Annotated in this window: 15 protein-coding genes; 4 read left to right on the plus strand and 11 right to left on the minus strand. The window is 38.6% G+C overall.

Annotated elements, in window-relative coordinates:
- Nucleotides 1-7 precede the first annotated feature (7 nt).
- The 4 genes from BLR37_RS01040 to BLR37_RS01055 form a co-directional block, all read right to left on the minus strand.
- Nucleotides 8-1564, minus strand: coding sequence for a SusD/RagB family nutrient-binding outer membrane lipoprotein (locus tag BLR37_RS01040; RefSeq protein ID WP_090763408.1), 1557 nt, complete (start codon nt 1562-1564; stop codon nt 8-10).
- A gap of 26 nt (nt 1565-1590) precedes the next feature.
- Nucleotides 1591-4959 carry a SusC/RagA family TonB-linked outer membrane protein gene (locus tag BLR37_RS01045; protein WP_090763411.1) on the minus strand — a complete coding sequence of 1123 codons (3369 nt, stop codon included), beginning with the start codon at nt 4957-4959 and terminating at the stop codon, nt 1591-1593.
- Nucleotides 4960-5161: 202 nt separating this feature from the next.
- The gene (locus tag BLR37_RS01050) at nt 5162-6316 is read right to left on the minus strand and encodes a FecR family protein (RefSeq protein ID WP_090763414.1); all 1155 of its coding nucleotides are present in this window, start codon (nt 6314-6316) and stop codon (nt 5162-5164) included.
- A 133-nt stretch (nt 6317-6449) separates the two neighbouring features.
- Nucleotides 6450-7037, minus strand: a complete 588-nt coding sequence (locus BLR37_RS01055) for an RNA polymerase sigma factor (protein ID WP_090763417.1) — start codon at nt 7035-7037, stop codon at nt 6450-6452.
- A 678-nt stretch (nt 7038-7715) separates the two neighbouring features.
- Between BLR37_RS01055 and BLR37_RS01060 the strand changes: the two genes are divergently transcribed.
- Nucleotides 7716-8732, plus strand: a complete 1017-nt coding sequence (locus tag BLR37_RS01060) for a LacI family DNA-binding transcriptional regulator (RefSeq protein WP_039482617.1) — start codon at nt 7716-7718, stop codon at nt 8730-8732.
- Between the two features lie 26 nt (nt 8733-8758).
- Here the strand turns inward: BLR37_RS01060 and BLR37_RS01065 are convergent, their stop codons facing one another.
- Entirely contained in the window at nt 8759-9691 is a 933-nt protein-coding gene (locus BLR37_RS01065) for a helix-turn-helix transcriptional regulator (protein ID WP_090763420.1), read from the minus strand.
- Nucleotides 9692-9863: 172 nt separating this feature from the next.
- Between BLR37_RS01065 and BLR37_RS01070 the strand changes: the two genes are divergently transcribed.
- Nucleotides 9864-11939 (plus strand): TonB-dependent receptor plug domain-containing protein, encoded by a 2076-nt coding sequence (locus BLR37_RS01070; RefSeq protein WP_090763422.1) that lies wholly within the window; start codon nt 9864-9866, stop codon nt 11937-11939.
- A gap of 26 nt (nt 11940-11965) precedes the next feature.
- Nucleotides 11966-13021 (plus strand): HmuY family protein, encoded by a 1056-nt coding sequence (locus tag BLR37_RS01075; RefSeq protein WP_090763424.1) that lies wholly within the window; start codon nt 11966-11968, stop codon nt 13019-13021.
- Nucleotides 13022-13412: 391 nt separating this feature from the next.
- On the opposite strand, the gene BLR37_RS01080 is transcribed toward BLR37_RS01075, so the two are convergent.
- The 4 genes from BLR37_RS01080 to BLR37_RS01095 form a co-directional block, all read right to left on the minus strand.
- Nucleotides 13413-13592: a hypothetical protein gene (locus BLR37_RS01080; protein ID WP_039482627.1), complete on the minus strand. Its 180-nt coding sequence runs from the start codon at nt 13590-13592 to the stop codon at nt 13413-13415.
- A 185-nt stretch (nt 13593-13777) separates the two neighbouring features.
- Nucleotides 13778-14362 (minus strand): biliverdin-producing heme oxygenase, encoded by a 585-nt coding sequence (locus tag BLR37_RS01085; protein WP_090763427.1) that lies wholly within the window; start codon nt 14360-14362, stop codon nt 13778-13780.
- A gap of 76 nt (nt 14363-14438) precedes the next feature.
- Nucleotides 14439-14858, minus strand: coding sequence for a response regulator (locus BLR37_RS01090; protein ID WP_090764783.1), 420 nt, complete (start codon nt 14856-14858; stop codon nt 14439-14441).
- A 1-nt stretch (nt 14859) separates the two neighbouring features.
- Nucleotides 14860-17073 carry an ATP-binding protein gene (locus BLR37_RS01095; protein WP_090763430.1) on the minus strand — a complete coding sequence of 738 codons (2214 nt, stop codon included), beginning with the start codon at nt 17071-17073 and terminating at the stop codon, nt 14860-14862.
- 147 nt (nt 17074-17220) lie between these two features.
- On the opposite strand from BLR37_RS01095, the gene BLR37_RS01100 reads away from it, so the two are divergent.
- Nucleotides 17221-17598 (plus strand): response regulator transcription factor, encoded by a 378-nt coding sequence (locus BLR37_RS01100; RefSeq protein WP_039482634.1) that lies wholly within the window; start codon nt 17221-17223, stop codon nt 17596-17598.
- Here BLR37_RS01100 and BLR37_RS01105 read toward each other — a convergent pair.
- Together BLR37_RS01105 and BLR37_RS25190 are read right to left on the minus strand one after the other, a co-directional pair.
- Nucleotides 17595-18401, minus strand: coding sequence for a mechanosensitive ion channel family protein (locus BLR37_RS01105; protein WP_090763433.1), 807 nt, complete (start codon nt 18399-18401; stop codon nt 17595-17597). The genes BLR37_RS01100 and BLR37_RS01105 overlap by 4 nt on opposite strands.
- A gap of 16 nt (nt 18402-18417) precedes the next feature.
- On the minus strand, nt 18418-18570 hold the full coding sequence (locus BLR37_RS25190) for a hypothetical protein (RefSeq protein ID WP_156131577.1): 153 nt from the start codon (nt 18568-18570) through the stop codon (nt 18418-18420).
- Nucleotides 18571-18586: the final 16 nt, after the last annotated feature.

The following is an 18586-nucleotide window of genomic DNA, read 5'->3' on the forward strand; positions in this document are numbered from 1 at the left end:
GAGCGAATTATTTTAAAAGCCACATGGCCTGGTTTACATCGTCGCTACCACCATACTGGCTGGCAATCGCAGCCGAAAGGTTGGCCGAATTGTAACTCAGTTCGTTAGATGGATATAACCACCTTAATGGAAAATTAGTAGACGGCGAATTTAAATTCGTAGTCGAATTCAGTTTAAATACCGGATAACCTGTTCTCCTGTTTTCGAACCAGGCCTGGTATTTGTTTCCCTGCAAAAAGCTGGCAACGTATTTTTGTGTAATAACCTGCGCTATTTGCTGCTCTGTTGAGCCTGTTAAAGCTACTGTAGCCGGAAAAGCATCGATGTAAGCGGCATCCATTTTCATGTTGTGGTTATAATCAGCCAAATCAGGAGTGTACTGCGCGATAAATTTCATCGAGTTGGTAATGCCATTGGCATAATAGGTTTGTGCCGGTGTACCGGTTATCCAGCCGCGAATGGTAGCTTCGGCCAGGATAAACTGCAAATCCCAATAATTAAAAACACCAACTGGCTCTGCATTTACCAGATTTACGTAACGGGCATTGATATCGGCATAATCTTTATTTACCCTTCTGGTTTGCAAACTTGAAAACGAATCGGAAGGCTCAACACCCGGATAAGCAGCAAAATCGCTTTGCGAAACCCCTGCGGTAATTTTAACCGGCGATGGTTTTGCATAATAGAAAAGTCTTTTATCGTTAGTTGCCTTTAAAGGATCGAGCAGCAGATTGGTAAGCATGGTATAATTCGATTTAACGAATGAGTTACCTGAGCCTGCAGGAACATCGCTCCATGGATAGTTCTGCCCGGCTGTTGCATTGTATGCTAATGCAAAATTATCGTTGTAATCGCGCATTAAAGGACGATTGGCTACAATATCCTTAAAACGTTCAATCACTTTCAAATCAGCATCACCTGTTTTTTTATAGAGATTGATTAATACATGCAACTCAAAACTGTTGGTTAATCTTCTCCATTTATCGGTGCTACCAGCAAAAATAGGATCGCCTTCAAAAGTTGCGCCTGAGGCAAATAAAGTGTTGGCTTGATCGAGTTCGCTTAAAATACCAAAAAAAACTGCTTTTTGACTATCGTATTTAGGTTGTAATATGGCATCAGACTCACCTTTAACCGCATCGGTATATGGAATATCGCCAACCTGCATGGTAGTCATAAAAAATTGCCAGGCCCTGATAAAATGCCCAAGTGCCTGATAAGATTTCTTTAGTGCATCGCTTGTGGCATAATTTTCCATTGGCGTAATATTGCGCAACAGGGTTATACGGCTAAAATCTGTCCGGCTAATTTTGTTGTATTGAAAATTCTCCTGCCCCTCGCCCCAGGTAAGGTATTTACCCAATAAATAAGGCTGCATAAAAGACTTGGTACTGCTGATATCCCCCCTTGTGATATTTAGAATCATCCCGGTAGCCAGCATAGCAGAGTTTACCTGTGTAGTTGCATTTGGGTTTGTATTAATATCATCAAACTTGCTGCAACCATTAGTTAATAGTGCTAATGCAGGCAGCAATAAGCTATATTTTAAAAATTTACTTTTCATAAAATCTTCTTTAAAAACAATAATTACTAGAAACCTACCTTAAGGTTAAAACCTACCATGCGCATTGATGGCGAGTTTAGGTTCTCGGTATCAACATCGGGATCTGAGTATTTGAAATTGGTCCACATGAACAGGTTTTGGCCGGTTAAAGAGAACGATGCATTCTTTAAGCCTAGCTTACCAGCTGTTTTTGATGGTAAACGGTAGCCCAGTGAAACTTCACGCAGTTTAACAAACGATTCGTTCTGCACTCTTGCATCACCACCACGGTACCATTGTGCATAATCCTGATAGCCAATTGGCACATCATTTACTGCGTATTTACGGGTATCGCTCGTAATCTGACCATATTTATCGTAAGTAACAGTACCTGATACTACTTTAACACCCTGGCCTACATAGTTATTCTGCCCAAGCACTACCTGATTGTAACGGTATTCGTTATCTGTTTCCGGAGCAGTACCCGAATCGAACATTTTATCGTACACGTAATTGTACATTAAGCCACCTATGCGGCCATCAATATTAATACCCAGCGACCAGTTTTTATAAGTGAAATTATTAATGAAACCAAAACTGAAATCAGGCTCACCATAACCTAATTTTTTAACATAATCGCTCCAAACAGGTAAACCGCTTTCGTGAATTACATTGCCCTGCGGATCTTTAACCCAGTAGTTATCGGTATACGTATCTAATCGCTCTCCTTTTTTCACCCATAAGTTATCGGCAGAGTATACCGGATCGAGGTTTACATAGTAACGGTGCTGATTAGACCAGTTGATGGTAGAATACCATTCGAAATCTTTATTTCTGATTACAGAACCATCTACGGTAATTTCAAGACCTCTTCTTTCATAGGTTTCCTGGGTATTAACCAAAGTAGATGAGAAGCCTGATGATGCAGGAATTGAAGTACTTACCTGCTGGTTGTAATAGTATTTATTAAAATAAGCGACATCAAAATGCAGGCGCTTCTTAAACAAATAACCCGCAGCTCCAATTTCGTAAGTTCTTTGCGCACTTGGCAGTAAGCTGTTACCCAATAACGATGAGGGATAGCTAGCAGAATTTAAAGTATTCCATGCGGCTGTTGTAGTGCCGAAAGTTCTGTTTGTAGCGTATACCCCTAAAGCTGTTTTAAATACCGCCCATGAACCGCGGATTTTGAACATATCGATTACTTTAGGCAATTTCACCAATTCTGAAACTACGATACTCGAACCGATTGATGGATAAAAATAAGAACGTGATGCTTTTGGTTGCGCAGAGTTCCAGTCGTTTCTTCCTGTAAAATCAAGGAAAATGGCATCGTTATAGCCAATAGAAGCCCTGCTGTACAAACTGTTGATTTGTCTGGTGCTATACCCTTGCGATACCGTTGGTGGTTCTACCGAACCGGCTAAAGAATAAAATGTTGGTGAAATTAATCCGTTTTTAGTTGTTCCACTTAACGATTCGTCAATGAAATAGTAAACTGTTCCACCCGCCAAAGCATCGATGCTAAACTTATTCAGTTTCTTCTTATAGCTTAAAATTACATCATCATTGGTACTGAAACCCTTAGCATCCTGAATAGAATACATCCCTTTTGCATTCCATCCGCTACCGTTAACCGCCCCACCGCGTGTAGAATAGATATTAGCGGTAGGATTACGGAAGGTTGTTTTGTTATTGTAGTTATCGTAGCCTAAACGTATTAATAAATTAAAATCCTGGTTAATCTGGTAGTTTGCCGTAACATTAGCATTTACCGTATTGGTTTGGATACCATTTAATTTTTCGTTGGCGATTAAATATGGATTGTCGTACCAGTTGGTATACATCCAGTTCTGTGTTTTATAAGGCACTTTCCAGTAATCTTTATAATCGCGGATATCGTATTCGGTACCCGTCCACATAATTAACTGGTATAAATAACCCTGGTTGTTATAACCACCACCCCAGATCTGATCAGCCCAGCGGCGACTTACGCCCATATGGCCTTCCAGCTTAAATTTATCGCTCAGCTTCATCTCTCCTGCCATGGTTAAATTTACCATGTTCAGGTTCTGGTTCGGAAACTGTCCTTTGTTATAAATATCGTTTAAGCCAATTCTGAAGCTACCTTTATCGCTGGTTTGAGCAATACTGATGTTATTATTTAAAATAATACCGGTAGACATAAAGTTCTTCAGGTTGTCTTTACCTTTCGATACCAGCGGCATATTGTCTTCAAACTGCTTGGTAACAGGATTCCAGTCTCTGGCAGTTTTACCAATATCCAGTTTAGGTCCCCAAACATAATCGTTATCAATTACGCCGTTTTGACCCCTGCCATACGAGCTTTGCACTTCAGGTATAGCCAGAAATCCCAACGAAGCCATGGTATTACTGTTCACATCGATTGAAAAACCTTTATCAGCTGCCCCTTTTTTAGTGGTGATTAACATAACGCCACCAGCTGCCCGCGAACCATACAATGCCGAAGCAGTAGGACCTTTAAGTATATCTACACTTTCGATATCATCTGTTGGTACATCTCTTAACGACATATTACCGTAAGGCACACCATCAATAACCAGCAATGCACTTTCGCCACGTAACTCAATGGTTGGTCTGGCATTAAATTCAGTTGAGTTTTTAATTACTAAACCCGAAACCCTGCCTGTTAATGAAGTAGCTACATCAACCCCTTTAACGGTTTGCAGTTCCTTACCGGCTACTTTTTGTACGGCATAGCCCAGCGATTTTTCTGAACGTTTAATACCCAGGGCAGTAACTACCACGTCTGTTAATTCGGTTGTGGCGGCTTGTAGTGAAATGCTATAATCGCGCTTACTATCAATAATTATTTCTTTGGTAGTGTAACCAATAAAAGAGACAATTAATGTTGTACCCACATTGGCATTGATAGAAAAATAACCATTGGCATCAGTTCTGGTAACAGTTTTCGTTTCTTTTACCATAATACTTGCCCCAACAATTGGCAAACCATTTTCATCCAAAACTTTACCACTAATGGTTTCGAAAAAGGGATTGGATATCAGCTCGGTTTTTTTCCTGAGTACGATCGTTTTATCGAATATTTTGTAGCTCAACAACTGATTTTTTAAACATAAACTCAGCACCTGTTCCAGTGGTGCATTTTTAACGTCAATACTTACATTGTGGGCATTTTGCAGTTCGAGGTTATCATAAAGAAAAACGTATTCAGTCTGTTTCTCTATCGATTTAAATATCACTTCCATCGAAACATTTTTTTGTTTCAATGTGATGTTCTGACTATAAACACTTGCGCTTACCTGGCACAGACATGCGAATAAAAATAGTGCGGTTAGCTTCATCACCAATATTAATTGTGTGGGCTTACGCCAGATTAATGCTCCGGGCGCAAAAAAATTACTAAAATTCATGATTGAATTTGGGTTTAAAACATAATTGCTTAGATAACTTATTGTGTTCCTGCTGCAGATTAGCTGGCGCAGGTTGTTAATCCTCTTTCGCAAATAAATTGGTACGAACAATTGAATTGCTTTTTAAAGGGAATTAAAATGGAATGTCTGGAGTATTATATCATCATATGCTGCGCTTTATAGTTTGATTTGGTTTGGTTATTTATTTAGGGTTTACTGTAATCTGGTTGTATTCTACTTTGCAATGGATACCACTCCAAGCCAGCATTTCGACTAATTTTGCTATGCTTACATTTCTAGGTATTTTGCCTGAGTATTGTTTTGCCGGAATTTTGCCATTGTAGATTACCTCGGCATCGTACCAGCGTGATACCTGGCGCATTACAGACGGGAGATCAGATTTTTCGAACTGGAAATAACCATTCTTCCAGGCAATAACTTCAGAAAGATCTTCAATTTCATTTACTTTAATACCGTCAGATTTAGCATTCAAACTTGCCTGCTGACCTGGTTTTAAAAGCGCTTTTTTATCACCCCGTTTAATTTCTACGCTCCCCTCTAGCAAGGTGGTACGCTGATATTCTTCATCGGCATAGGTATTTACATTGAAATGCGTACCCAGTACCCTGATATCAGATTGATCGGTATGTACAATAAAAGGTTTGGTTTTATTTTTAGCGACCTCGAAATATACCTCTCCTGTAACTTCTACCCTGCGTTCGTTACCCACAAAAGCAGTAGGAAATTTAACTGAAGAGCTTGCATTTAACCATACTTCGGTGCCATCAACCAGAATTAAATGATATTGCCCTCCCCTTGGTGTACTTACGGTATTAATGGTTGCTCCTTTTGCTGTTGCATTACCCGCAAACCGGTAAAGTAACTCGCCACTTTTGGTTTTAATTACCTGAACACCGGATTGGCTCGCCACCTGCCCGTCTGAAGTATTGTTAAGAATGATTTGAGAACCATCTGCGAGCAACAATACTGCATTATTTCCGCCCGGAACAATAGTTATTTTGTTTGCTTTAACGGAGGTGGCTGCGATCTGCGAACGATTGGTTGAATTAAAATAAATGTACGTACCCGCAATTAAAGCAATTAAAATAGCCGCAGCTTTAAAAAACAAGCCATAATTTAATCTGATGCGTTTAGCTTTAGGCGTTTTAGTATTTTGTATACTCGCAGTAACCCGGCTTAAGATCTGTTGTTTAACTGTTGCGTCTTCCAGATTATTTTGCGTCAAACTTGCACCATCAATACGGTCGTACCACTCCTCTACCAGTTTTTTTTCTGCTGAGGTAGCGGTCTGGCGGTTATACTTTTCGATTAAATCTTTGATTTCGTTCGTATCCAAAATAGTGGCTTTTATAGGTGTATACGGTTACCTGGCATAAAGTACCATGGCATTTTTACTTTTTTTAAAAAATTAATTACTAAAGGCTAGCAAAACCTTTATTTATAGCGCATTGTGGTGATCAGAAAGAAAATTATAAGTGTTTGGCTATAAACAGGGCCAATAGTGCCAGTGAAGAATCGTAATCCTTTACCCGAGCGCGCAAGCGCTGGTAAGCCATTTGGAGCTGATTTTTTACTGTTTGTTCGGATAAAGAAAGGTCCTGGGCAATTTGTTTGATAGAAAGCTCGTCTTCGCGTTTAAGCAGATAAATTTCTTTCATGCGCAAAGGCATCTTTTCTACTTCGGCATCAATAATGGCTTTGAGTTCTTTTTCAAGGATTGCATTTTGCGAATGTACATCGGATGGAGCCACCTTAGTGGTTACGCTTACGGCATATTTTAAGCGTACGCTGTCTTTTTCATAAAGTTTCAGAATCTTGTTGCGAAGGATAGCAAACAAATAAGCCAGCACACTCCCTTCGGCATCCAGTAGTTCGATTTTATCCCACAAGCTTACAAATACATCCTGAACAAGATCTTGTGCCAAATCTGTACAGTGTACCTTTTTATAAGCCTGTTTGTAAAGCGCGCTCCAATAAGCGTCGAACACCAGGTTAAATGCTTTGTTTTTGTCTAATTTGACCAGAAGAAAAAAGTTACTTTCTAATTCTTTGTACATAAACAATCGGGGATGACGATTAAGGTTTTTAAAGTGCGCCAAAGAAATAACATCATTATTAACCTAATGTTAAATTTATTAAATTATTTCGTACAGTGCTGTTAAATTAAAAAAGTGTTTGCTAAAAAAGGACGATTGATCTAACGGAATGTGACTATTTGTTGTAAAACGGGCTTCTACTTATCCTTATTACTGTGCTGATTATCTATTTGGTTAAAAATGTTTGGCTTTGCAAGATAGCATTTCTCACAACAAATTTACCTGTTAAAAAAACACTTAAATTTTATACCTTTGAAAAGGGTTAACATATAGCTTAGATAACTTATTGTTTCCTGCATGCAGGAATAAACCCGCTTTAACGGGAAGTGGTACGAACACTTCTCGTTTTTTTTAAAATACCCCTCATTACAAGGGGCATTTATGTTAATCATTGGGGGTGTTTCTTTATCCGCGCAAAAACCAATAATGTGCTAAAATCATTTTTTTAGTCTCCGGCAATTGCTTTCTATCTATAAATTTTATATTATTAAGTATTAATCAAACCATGGGTTTTGTGGCCCGAATGTATCGATATTTAATGCTTTGAAGAAAAGATTTGAAAGAAAAAAACAACGCAAACGTTTGATTAATTTTGTATTATTACATATTGAAGAAATTTAATGTAGTTTAGCAGTTAGAATGCAATCGAAACCAACAACCATAAAGGAAATAGCCAGAATTTTAAACATCTCACCCTCTAGTGTATCGAGAGGACTGCACGACCATCCAAGCATTGGAGCAGTAACCCGTGAGAAAATTAAACAGCTGGCCAAGTCTCTGAACTATGAGCCTAACAATGCGGCTATACTTTTTCAAAAAGGCAAAACCTACACCATTGGTGTAATTTTACCAGAACTTTCTGAGCACTTTTTCTCCATTGCCATTTCGGCAATTGAAGATGAAGCCATTAAGAAAAACTATACGGTAATCTTTGCCCAGTCGCACGATAACTACGAGCAGGAAGTTAAACTGGTAGAGAAAATGAAAAACCAACGGGTAGATGGTTTACTGGTATCTATCAGTAAAGACACCTCAAAGTTTGATCATTTTGAGAAATTAAACTCTTTCAACATTCCCGTAGTATTTTTTGACCGGATCCCTCCTTTCAAAAATGTACACTATGTGGCCTGCAGTCTGGAAAGCGCAACCATTAAAGCCGTAAACTACCTGCTTAAAAAAGGACACCGCAGTATTGGGATGATTAACGGCCCCAGCACACTTTATGCCAGTGAAGAACGTAAAGACGGTTACATGCAAGCCATTACTTTTAACCGGTTAAAATTCGATCCATCTTTGGTAGTCAACTGCGATTTAACCGAAGAAGGTACCATCGAAGCTGCCGAACAATTTTTAAACCACAAAAGAAAACCTACAGCCATTGTCGCATTTAACGATTATGTGGCCTTGTTTTTAATTAAATACTTTAAAAAGCTAAACGTAATTAACGATTTCGATGTGGTGAGTTATGCCAACCTGCCCATAATCAGTTACCTGGATAATTCGCCGGTTGCCTCTGTAGAACAATACCCTTATTTACAAGGACAAAAAGCGGCTAATATCCTGCTTGATCTGATTCATAGTCCGGTGCCAGAAAACCAGGCTTATTATAATACCATTGTAGAATCTGACCTGATTATTAACGAAGTTAAAGAATAGGACATGCAAACGTTTGTGCTAAATTATTAATGCTTATTTAAACTTCCTGGTAAAACCTCATATTGTTTTTTAAATGCAGCGATAAAATGCTGTGCATTTTTATAGCCTACAAGAAAAGCGACCTCATTAACGGCTCGCTTTTCTTTTGAAAGGTAATAATGCGCCTTTTCCATCCTGATTTTATACAGATAGCCAAATACCGTATGGCCGGTTAGTGCTTTAAAACCTTTTTTAAGTTTAAAATCGTTAATTCCGGCTTTACGCGAAAGTTCAATTAAAGAACTCGGCCTCTGTAAATCGCGCTCTACCAATTGCCGGGCATAAATAATCTTTTTTAAATCTTCTTCCTTTAAAAGGATTCGCTGTTTATCCGGTTTTTGGTTGCTGTGAATTACAATCAGATCGAGTATCCGGGCTTCTACAAACAGGCGCTTTAGCCTACCCGAATGATTATCAAGACTGAGACTTTGCAAAATTGAATTAATTTCAGGGCTTATCGGTTCTCTTAATGGTAAAAGTGCATTGTGCTCGAATTCGCATCCCATTGCTTTTTGAAAATAAGCTTCGGTAAGCTGAATATACACGTAACTCGTTTTTTCCTGCACCCTTAAAGTCAGACTATTTACCTTACCCAAATTGAGGTTTTGCTCGTTCCTGGTTAAGGATAAAAAATTTTGCTCCGTTTCATTGGTCGCTATCAGGCTTCCATCTAAGCAAAACAACAAACCAATGTGTGCATGAGAAGATTCAAAGCGTAAATCTTCAGGTAAATTATTTTCCAGGTTAATAATGCTGATATGAATGCCTTCAAACCACATTTCTGTAATATATAAATGCGTATGTTCAGTTTTAACTGCTACAATTGCTTCCGCTATATCCTGTATGCCTGCAAAATTTGCAGGATAGGTATTTTGATATGCAATTATTCCCTTTGTCTGTACTGAGAGTTTAATTTTCATTAATAAACGATTTTATTTCATTTTCAAGGAGCATTTTTTGGAATTCAATGTGACATAACCCTGTCTGCTATTCCATTTAATCCGTTTCGCGGCATTAATTATCCGTTTAACGTTATCTCCTTTTGGTGATAATGCACAAATTTGCACAATTATTTATAATTAGTCTAAATAAATGAGGATATATTTATCAATTGCCTTATCGCTTTGTGGATTTGTAACTGTGGCTCAAGAAATTAAAGTTGATACCGCAAAGGCAAATGATTTAAAAGATGTGGTTGTAACCGGTCAGTATGGCCCCAAAACATTACGCAATTCTGTTTACAATGTACGTACTATAAATGCTGAGCGGATAAAACTTAGGGCAGCCACCAATGTGCAACAAATATTAAATACCGAATTAGGCTTTAGGTTTAGTAACGATTTAACCCTCGGCACCACCGACATACAGTTAATGGGTATGACAGGTAGAAATGTTAAGATATTGTTGGATGGTGTGCCCATGGTAGACAGGTCTGATACCCGCGAGAGTTTAAATCAAATCGATATTAATACGATTGAACGAATAGAGATTGTTGAGGGACCAATGTCGGTAGTGTATGGTGCAGATGCGCTTGCAGGTGTAATCAACATCATTACCAAAAATCCGGGCAAACCATTGCTAAACTTGTCTGCAAGAATACAGGAAGAAACTGCAGGCAATGAATATGAAGCGATTTCGGGCAAAGGCAATCACATACAGCATATCGGTGCCAACTGGAAAAACAAAAATTGGAGTGTACTGGCAGGTTTTACCCACAATGATTTTGGTGGCTGGAATTTAGCGTCCAAAACGGCAACAATAGAAGAAGTTAATGCCGTTACCAACCGATGGAAACCAAAGGAACAGTTTTTGGGTAATGCCAAGGTAGGCTACCGTTACAATAACTTTAATATCTGGTATAGGTTAGATGCCATAAAAGAAGATATTGATGTGCGCTATGGGCTAAATCCAAACAATTATAAAGGCGTATTGCAAACTTACACCACACACAGGTATACCCAGCAAATTCAATCGGAATACAAAATAAGCAACAGCTTACAATTGTCTGCCATTGCGGGCTTTACCAAATTGGACCGTGCAACTAAAACCGTGATCCATGATTTTACAAACAATACTGAAGAACTTAGCACTGGTGCCGGCGAACAGGATATTGCCAAATTTAACGCCGTCAATTTTAGGGCTACAGCCATTTATACACTCAATAAAGCTGTTTCCTTTCAACCGGGTATAGAGTATAGCAGAGATGCCGCCAGTGGGCAACGCATTAAAGGATCGCCGGTGATTAATGACTACGCTGCTTTTGTTACGGCAGAAATTAAGTTAGCTGATGTTATTAATATCAGACCTGGATTAAGGTTTATCAAAAACTCCATTTACAGTGCACCACCTGTAATTCCATCATTAAATGCCAAGCTCGTACTTACACGCGACCTGGATTTGCGTCTTGCTTATGCAAAAGGTTTCCGCTCACCAGCATTGCGGGAGCTCTATTATGATTTTGTTGATGCCAGTCATAACATTTTGGGTAATCCTGATTTAAAAGCCGAAGAATCCAATAGTTTTAATGGTTCTTTAGTATGGTCTGGCATTCATGAAAATGATGTTGAATTCCGTTCTACTCTAACGGGTTTTTATAACCTGGTTAAGAACAGGATTGATTTTGGCCTTTCTCCCACCAATAATTCGGTAACCACGCTGATTAATGTAGCCCGGTACAAAACTACAGGCGGTACGCTGGATAATGTGCTACGGTTTAAGAAAAACCTTCAGGCAAGCCTTGGCCTGTCTTATATAGGGCGATACAATGCTTTAAGTGAGGATAATAATCTTTCGACGCCAGAATTTGCCTGGGCAACGGAAGTAAATTCGAACATTACCTACACCTTACCAAAAATCAGGGGAAGCATTAGCCTGTTTTATAAATACACTGGTAGTTTACCGAGCTACCAGCTGAGCACAGAAAACAATGTATCTGCGGCGAAACTGGTAAAAATCGGGGCCTTTCATACCGCTGATTTAATGTTGAACAAAAACCTGTTTAAATCGCTAACTATTAACGCGGGGATTAAAAACCTTTTCAATGTTACACAGCTCACCAACAGCTCAACCGCAAGTGGTGGAGCACACAGTACAGGCGGTGCAACTGTACCTTATAGCTATGGCCGTTCTTACCTGTTAGGTTTAAGTTATAACTGGGATAAACTTTAATACAAACAAAATAATCATATACAAACATGAATAAATTAAACTCAATGATTGCCATCGCTTTTTTAGCGGTAACCTTTACAGCCTGCAAAAAAGATGCTGAAGAACCGATAGTTGTGGTGCCACCTTCAGATGGAAGTACTTTAACGCTTAACGGAATAGTTGGTGCAGAGGCAGGAAGTGCTGCCGGAAACAGTGTTTATGTAGATTTTAGTGCTGATAAACAAACTGCCGTTGAAAGAGATAGCTGGGATTTAGGCTTTTATTCAGGAGCAGATTTTAAAGTAATATTAAACTCAACCAATGGTGCTTCTGCTTTGGTGATTAATAAAACAGATTTAAACACTGTAACCACTGCCGATTTTGATCCTAATGCTTTAAAAGTTGGTCAGGGACAAGGTAATTTCACCATAGTAGACGATGGCAGGGAAGCTAACATTTTAAACAAGACGGCCATTGCAGCTATTTCTGCTACCGATGCCGAAAACAAAGTTTATATCATTAACAGAAAAGGCGGTGCTGCAACTGTTTTAGCTAACGATGAGCTTTACAAAATCAGGGTAATCAGAAAAGGTACAACAGGTTATACTTTGCAGTATGCGAAGGTTACCGAAACTACTTTTAAAACTTTAGATGTTACTAAAAATGCTGATGCCAACTTCCAGTTTACCTCTTTGGTAAAAGGAACGGCTGTTACTGTTGAACCTGCAAAAGCCAGCTGGGATATTGTATGGACTTACAGCATGTACTGGACTGCTACTTTCCCTTATGCATTTTCTGATTTAGTTTTCATTAACAGCTTAGGTGGAACATCAGCTGCTGCTGTTGCAGTTACCGATACAAAAACTTACACGTCGTTTTCTGAAGCCGACATTGCAAGCGCAACATTTTCAACCAGCAGAGATTTAATTGGGGCAGGCTGGAGAAGCACACAACCTGCTACAGGTGCCAATGCTAAGATTTTCTATATCATAAAAGATGCCTCAGGAAATTACTATAAACTAAAATTTGTTTCGATGGGTGCCGGTGATGCAGGTACACGCGGTAAACCGGTAATCGAATATAAACTGATTAAAAAAGGATAATCTTGAGTAAACGCTCAATCAAATAAAAAAATATGTTTTGTTAGTTGGATAGATGCTCTCCGCGATGGGGAGCTTTATCTTTTTATAGGGATACCTTTTAGCTCAAATCGAAATATATGCGTCTTACAGAACTTGTTCAGCATCTCTAAAATAATAACCAACATTTCTTGAAACTCCTTTATAAATCGCCAGGTATTTAATCACACTATAAAGCTTACCAATAAGAGGTCCTGAAACAATTTCAGGAAGACGATCTAAGCTGTACACGCCGGCGTTCCGGCAAACTTACGAAGTTCTGCCCCTACACAGCATCTGTTAGACTTTGTAAGGGGCTTAAACGCAAAAAGGGTTCCGGAATACCAGAACCCTTTTTGTTTCTACTCGCGAAATATTATTTGCCAGCGTTTTTCTTGTCAGTTACTTCTGCACGGATTTCTTGTGCTAAAACTTTAAGATCTTGCATTGCTTTACGCACACGAGTACCAGCAGCTGCATTGCCAGCATTATAAAATTTTTCTACATCTGCTTCAATCGCAGCAACAGCAGCTTTAACTTTTGAGAATTTTTCCATCGCTAATTGATGTTTTTAAGGTTTAAAAAATTTATTTTTTTTCAATTATACATATTTACCTTGAATTTACAACAGAAAGCAAATATTAATTTAAAATAAGTTTTGCACATTTACACAAATCAAAAAAATGCCCTGGCACTATTGCAGACGTATTTTTTCAATTTTCGCAATTAAAATTCAGCAACTTAGTTAAGTTGTCTGGCCAGGTTAATGAGATTATTGAAGGTAAGATTTGCACTTTTCACACAGGCTTCGTAATCGGCCTCTGCAACGCGTTTATTCAACACAGAAACAAAAGTTTTCCATTTTTCGCTCAATTCTTCGCCATAAACACCATAGTAATTTAAACCGGCTTCATGGCCTTCAAAATGCTTATTGGCTAAAATATGCCGCTTAATAACATTTCCGCCCAGTGTGGCCCCTTCAAGCACATACAAGGCACCTAAAACCTCGCCCGTATTTTTCTGCGGAACAAAAAGTTCAAAATCCAAACCGGGTAAGGTTAGGCTATCAATCTGCCAGTACTCCATATCCTTTTCCAGTGCTGCAAGTTTTAATCTGCTGTTCATATCCAGCTCTTCAGCAATTCCGGCATCAAGCATATTGCTGAGCTCATTTTCCAGCTTCTGGTGAATGATGTAATTTATGGTCAGTAATTTTTTGTATTGTTCAATGCTTAAGGTATGGTTCATGATTTCGTTAACAAACATTAACGATTCGAGTGCTTTGTGATTTTCGGAAGTTTCGGTTCTTAATAAATTGGCAATCATATAGGGTATTTAATTAATCGGAATAAAAAAGAAAAGATCCGGATTTCAAAGCCGAATCTTTTGATATGGGTTTGTATTAATTTAATCTGAGGTGCTGGTTAAACCAAAAATCATGCACCGAGTGCACACATTTTACCAGGTTATCGTAACCACTGGGTTTTGTTAAATAAGCGTTTGCACCAAACTCTACTGCTGCTTTAACATCTTCCGGATTATCGGATGTAGAAAATAAAATTACCGGGATGGATTTCAGATAAGGAATATCTCTTATAAATTTCAACAAATCCAATCCTGATAAGCCCGGCAGATTTAAATCGAGCAAAATCAGCTTTGGTTTGATTTTACTATCTACAAAATGTTGTAACTTCAGCAGGGCCTCACTTCCGTCCTCTACAATAGTGAGATTGAGCGTATCCTTAACCTCCTGCACTGCACTCTGCATAAAGAATGCATAATCTATATCGTCTTCTACGTAAAATATATCTGGTGTTTTCATTTTACCTGTTTTTAAATGCCACATAAAAAGTAGAGCCTACGTTAAGCTTGCTGTCAAACCAAACCCTTCCGTTATGCCGTTCTACAACTCTTTTTACAATAGCTAATCCTACTCCTGTTCCTTCTATCTCCTTCACATTATCCATGCGCTTAAACAGTTCAAATACCCTGTCATAATACCGGTTATCAATCCCTATGCCATTGTCTTTAATGGCATAAATGATTTCTTCACCATCAACATGGCCAGAGATTTCAATTCTGGGTTTCTTAACCGTTGATGAATATTTTACCGCATTACCTATCAGGTTAGTGAACACTTGTGCAATCATTGTTCTATCACCCTTTATATTAGGCAATTGACCTAAAAACAACTCGGTTTTGTCTGCTTTAAAAGCATTCCAAACTTCGCTTTCTATTTCCTTTAACAACAAAGGCATATCAACTGTTTCAAAATTTATATCCGAACGGCCTACCCTTGCCAGATTTAAAATCTCCTTAATCAGAAAATTCATTTTATTCGCACCATGTAAAATGCGATCGAGCATCTTTTTACCGTTTTCATCGATGCTTTTATTCTTAAGCAATAATTCGGTATAGGTCTTAATTGATGTTAAAGGCGTTCTTAAATCGTGCGAAACAGTATAACTAAAGGTATCGAGCTCTTCGTACGCGGCTTGTAACTTCTCATTAAGCAGCCTGATTTCGTTAGCTTTTTTATTGATATCGGTAATAATGATCTCGCGTATGCGTAAAACAGAAGAAATTTCTTCAGAACGCCATTTCTCTGAAGTATTATTTACCACCTGCGACCAGATTTCGAAAGATTTTCTTGGCGAAAGGCTTAATAAGCCATTTTCATCAGGAGTTACCGGTTTCTCCGGATTACCCGCCCAGTTTACCGTGGTAATTAGTTCGGGTTTAAACCAGATAATCATTTCGCCCAGTTCTTTATTTAAAGTACAGGACAACATACCCGAGGCAATTTTTTTATACTTCTTTGCCGGGGTATATATTTCCGATAACCGGTGGGTGTAATAAATAGATTCGTCAGTAGTTTGCTTTAACCACTCTGCCAATTCGCGGATATCCTCATCTGCAGGCACATCGCCAATGGTTTTGAGTTCGTTTTCGAAAATAATGGCTACACCCGATGCAGTTGTAGCGTTTAAAATCGTTCTTTTATGCCCGGTTATGGCCTCAATTAAATACTTATCACGGGATAAATGCTCTGAAAGTACATTCGCCGTATCTTTAAACAGCTCAACTATTTCTGCTTCCTCTTCATCCTGACGGTATTCTAAGGCCGACGACAGGATTTGTCCGATCAGCTTAGAACCTTCACGGGCTTTATAATCGATAAATTTCGGGCTATAGTTATGGCAGGCAATGAGCCCCCACAACTCGCCATGCGAAATAAGCGAAATGCTGAAACTCGATTGAACACCCATGTTTTTTAAATACTGAATATGGATGGGCGAAACAGCTCTCAGGCCCCCATTGGTTAAATCAAGCGGCTCATTCTCTTTAAAAGTGATGATGGGTGCATCGGGTTGATTTACATCGGCTATTAAACGGGTAAGATTCAGTTTATAGAGTTCCCGTGCCTGTTTTGGAATATCGGAAGCTGGGTAATGCAAACCAAAAAAGGGCTCCAAAGCGGCTTCTTTTTCTTCTGCAACTACTTCGCCATGACCATCATCTAAAAACTTATAAATCATGATCCTGTCGTAACTGATCAGTTTCTTAACTTCAAGCGCAGCACCGCTTAGCAACGCAGAAACACTCTTGCCCTGCAGCATTGCTGATGCCGAACGACCAATTGAACTTTGTATATCGAATTGCAGGGTTACCGGCTCAAACTCCAGTAGCCAATCGTTTATTGAAGCAGAAATGATGAGATAAAAAGGATTGCCATCGAGCTCTACCGGATGCGGACTAATGGCATCAAAATTATTGCGGATAATCCCCAGTTTAAGCAGATCTTCGATATTAAACTCCGGATCTTGTTGCCTGATGTAAGCATTAACCGCCGCAAGCGGTTTATTTAATAAGTTTTTAGGCTGCTCATTCAAAAAATCTCCTGCATTTTCGCTGATATAGTTTATCGCAAGATTTTGTTTATCAACGGCTATCAGAAAACCATGCGACTGAATTTTACCAGGAATGTGGATGGGCTCTTTATCACAATTGGTTAAGTCGACAGAAAATTTATTCATATATAAGAGATAAGACAAGAAATTTGAATTTACGAATTAACAAATATTAAGTTTATTTTCGGCATGTAGTAGGAATTAGATAAATTCAGTTTTAAGGATTGTTTTTTATTCTATATTTGTTCCGACTTATTAAAAACCATCCCAACTTTGGCAAAAAAAAACATATTGGTTATCGAAGATAATCATGCAATCCTTGATGTTATTACCCTGATTTTAGAAAGCGAAGCTTTTAACGTAGCTGGTTTAAACAAAGGCGCAGACTTTATCAGTCACGTGCACGATTTCAATCCCGATGTGATTATTATGGACATTATGTTGCCTGATACCGATGGAAGACTACTTTTGAAAGAAATTAAGGCTACATCAACCACACAGCATATTCCGGTTTTAATGATTTCGGCACGTTACAATGCTACAAACTATAGCCTTGATGATGTAACTGCTGATGATTTTATGGCCAAACCTTTTAACATCGATGATTTGATGGATAAAATTTACGCCTTACTCAAAAAAGGAATAAACTAATCAGACATACCCGGTAATTTTATTCCACCTAGTTTTAGGTTTTTCATCAACTCCTGCTGAAAAGATAGCTTGGTATCGGTAAACCCATGTGCATTTACCCAAATATTGAAAATAACCTTAAAACCACTCTCCTCTAAAACGGATACACCTATTCGCCGTTCGGGTGTTTTTAAACAGGCTTTAAATTCATCTACAGTCTTGTTAAAAACCGCTACAATTTTATCGTAATCTATACCATAACTAAATTTCATTTCTATATCTACGCGCCTGCTGCCTTCCCTGCTGATATTAATGATCACTTCGTTCGATAATTTACCATTTGGAATAACTACCGTGCGGTTATCGAATGTTTTAACTATGGTGTAAAAAATCTGGATGGAAGTTACCGTACCTTCCTGCCCCTGCGCAATAATATTATCGCCTACCACAAAAGGTTTCAACAATAAAATAAGTACACCGCTGGCAAAATTCTGTAACGTACCCGATAGTGCCAAACCTGCTGCTACACCAATACCGCCAATTAATACAGTTAAGAAAGTAAGCTGAACGCCAATTATCTGCATTACGGTTAATACCAGTAAAATACGCAGGGTAATTAAAATTAAGCTGGTAAGAAAAGGGCGCAGTGATGGGTTTATATTTTTACGGAGCATCCCCTTTTCCATCCATCTTCCCAATAGTTTAATGAGCCACAGCCCCAGAATAAGTATGGCAATGCCCAATATTACCGAGGGGCCTTTGGTTATAATCCAATCGTAAGCTTTATTGTAAAACCGGTTGAGGTTATCGGTATCTAAAGTCATAAACTGATGCTAAAAATTACGGTTTCTTATGTTTTACCGGAGCGTTTTTAGTTACCTCTACTTTTTTGGCATCTTTGGCTGATGTTACTTTTTCATCAGCTCCTTTCGCTTTGGCATGTTTCGGTGCGGTAGCCTTGCTACTTTCGGCCGGGGTTTTAGTATTTTTCATGGTATAATGTATAATA

The sequence above is a fragment of the Pedobacter soli genome, assembly GCF_900101435.1.
Classification (GTDB): domain Bacteria; phylum Bacteroidota; class Bacteroidia; order Sphingobacteriales; family Sphingobacteriaceae; genus Pedobacter; species Pedobacter soli.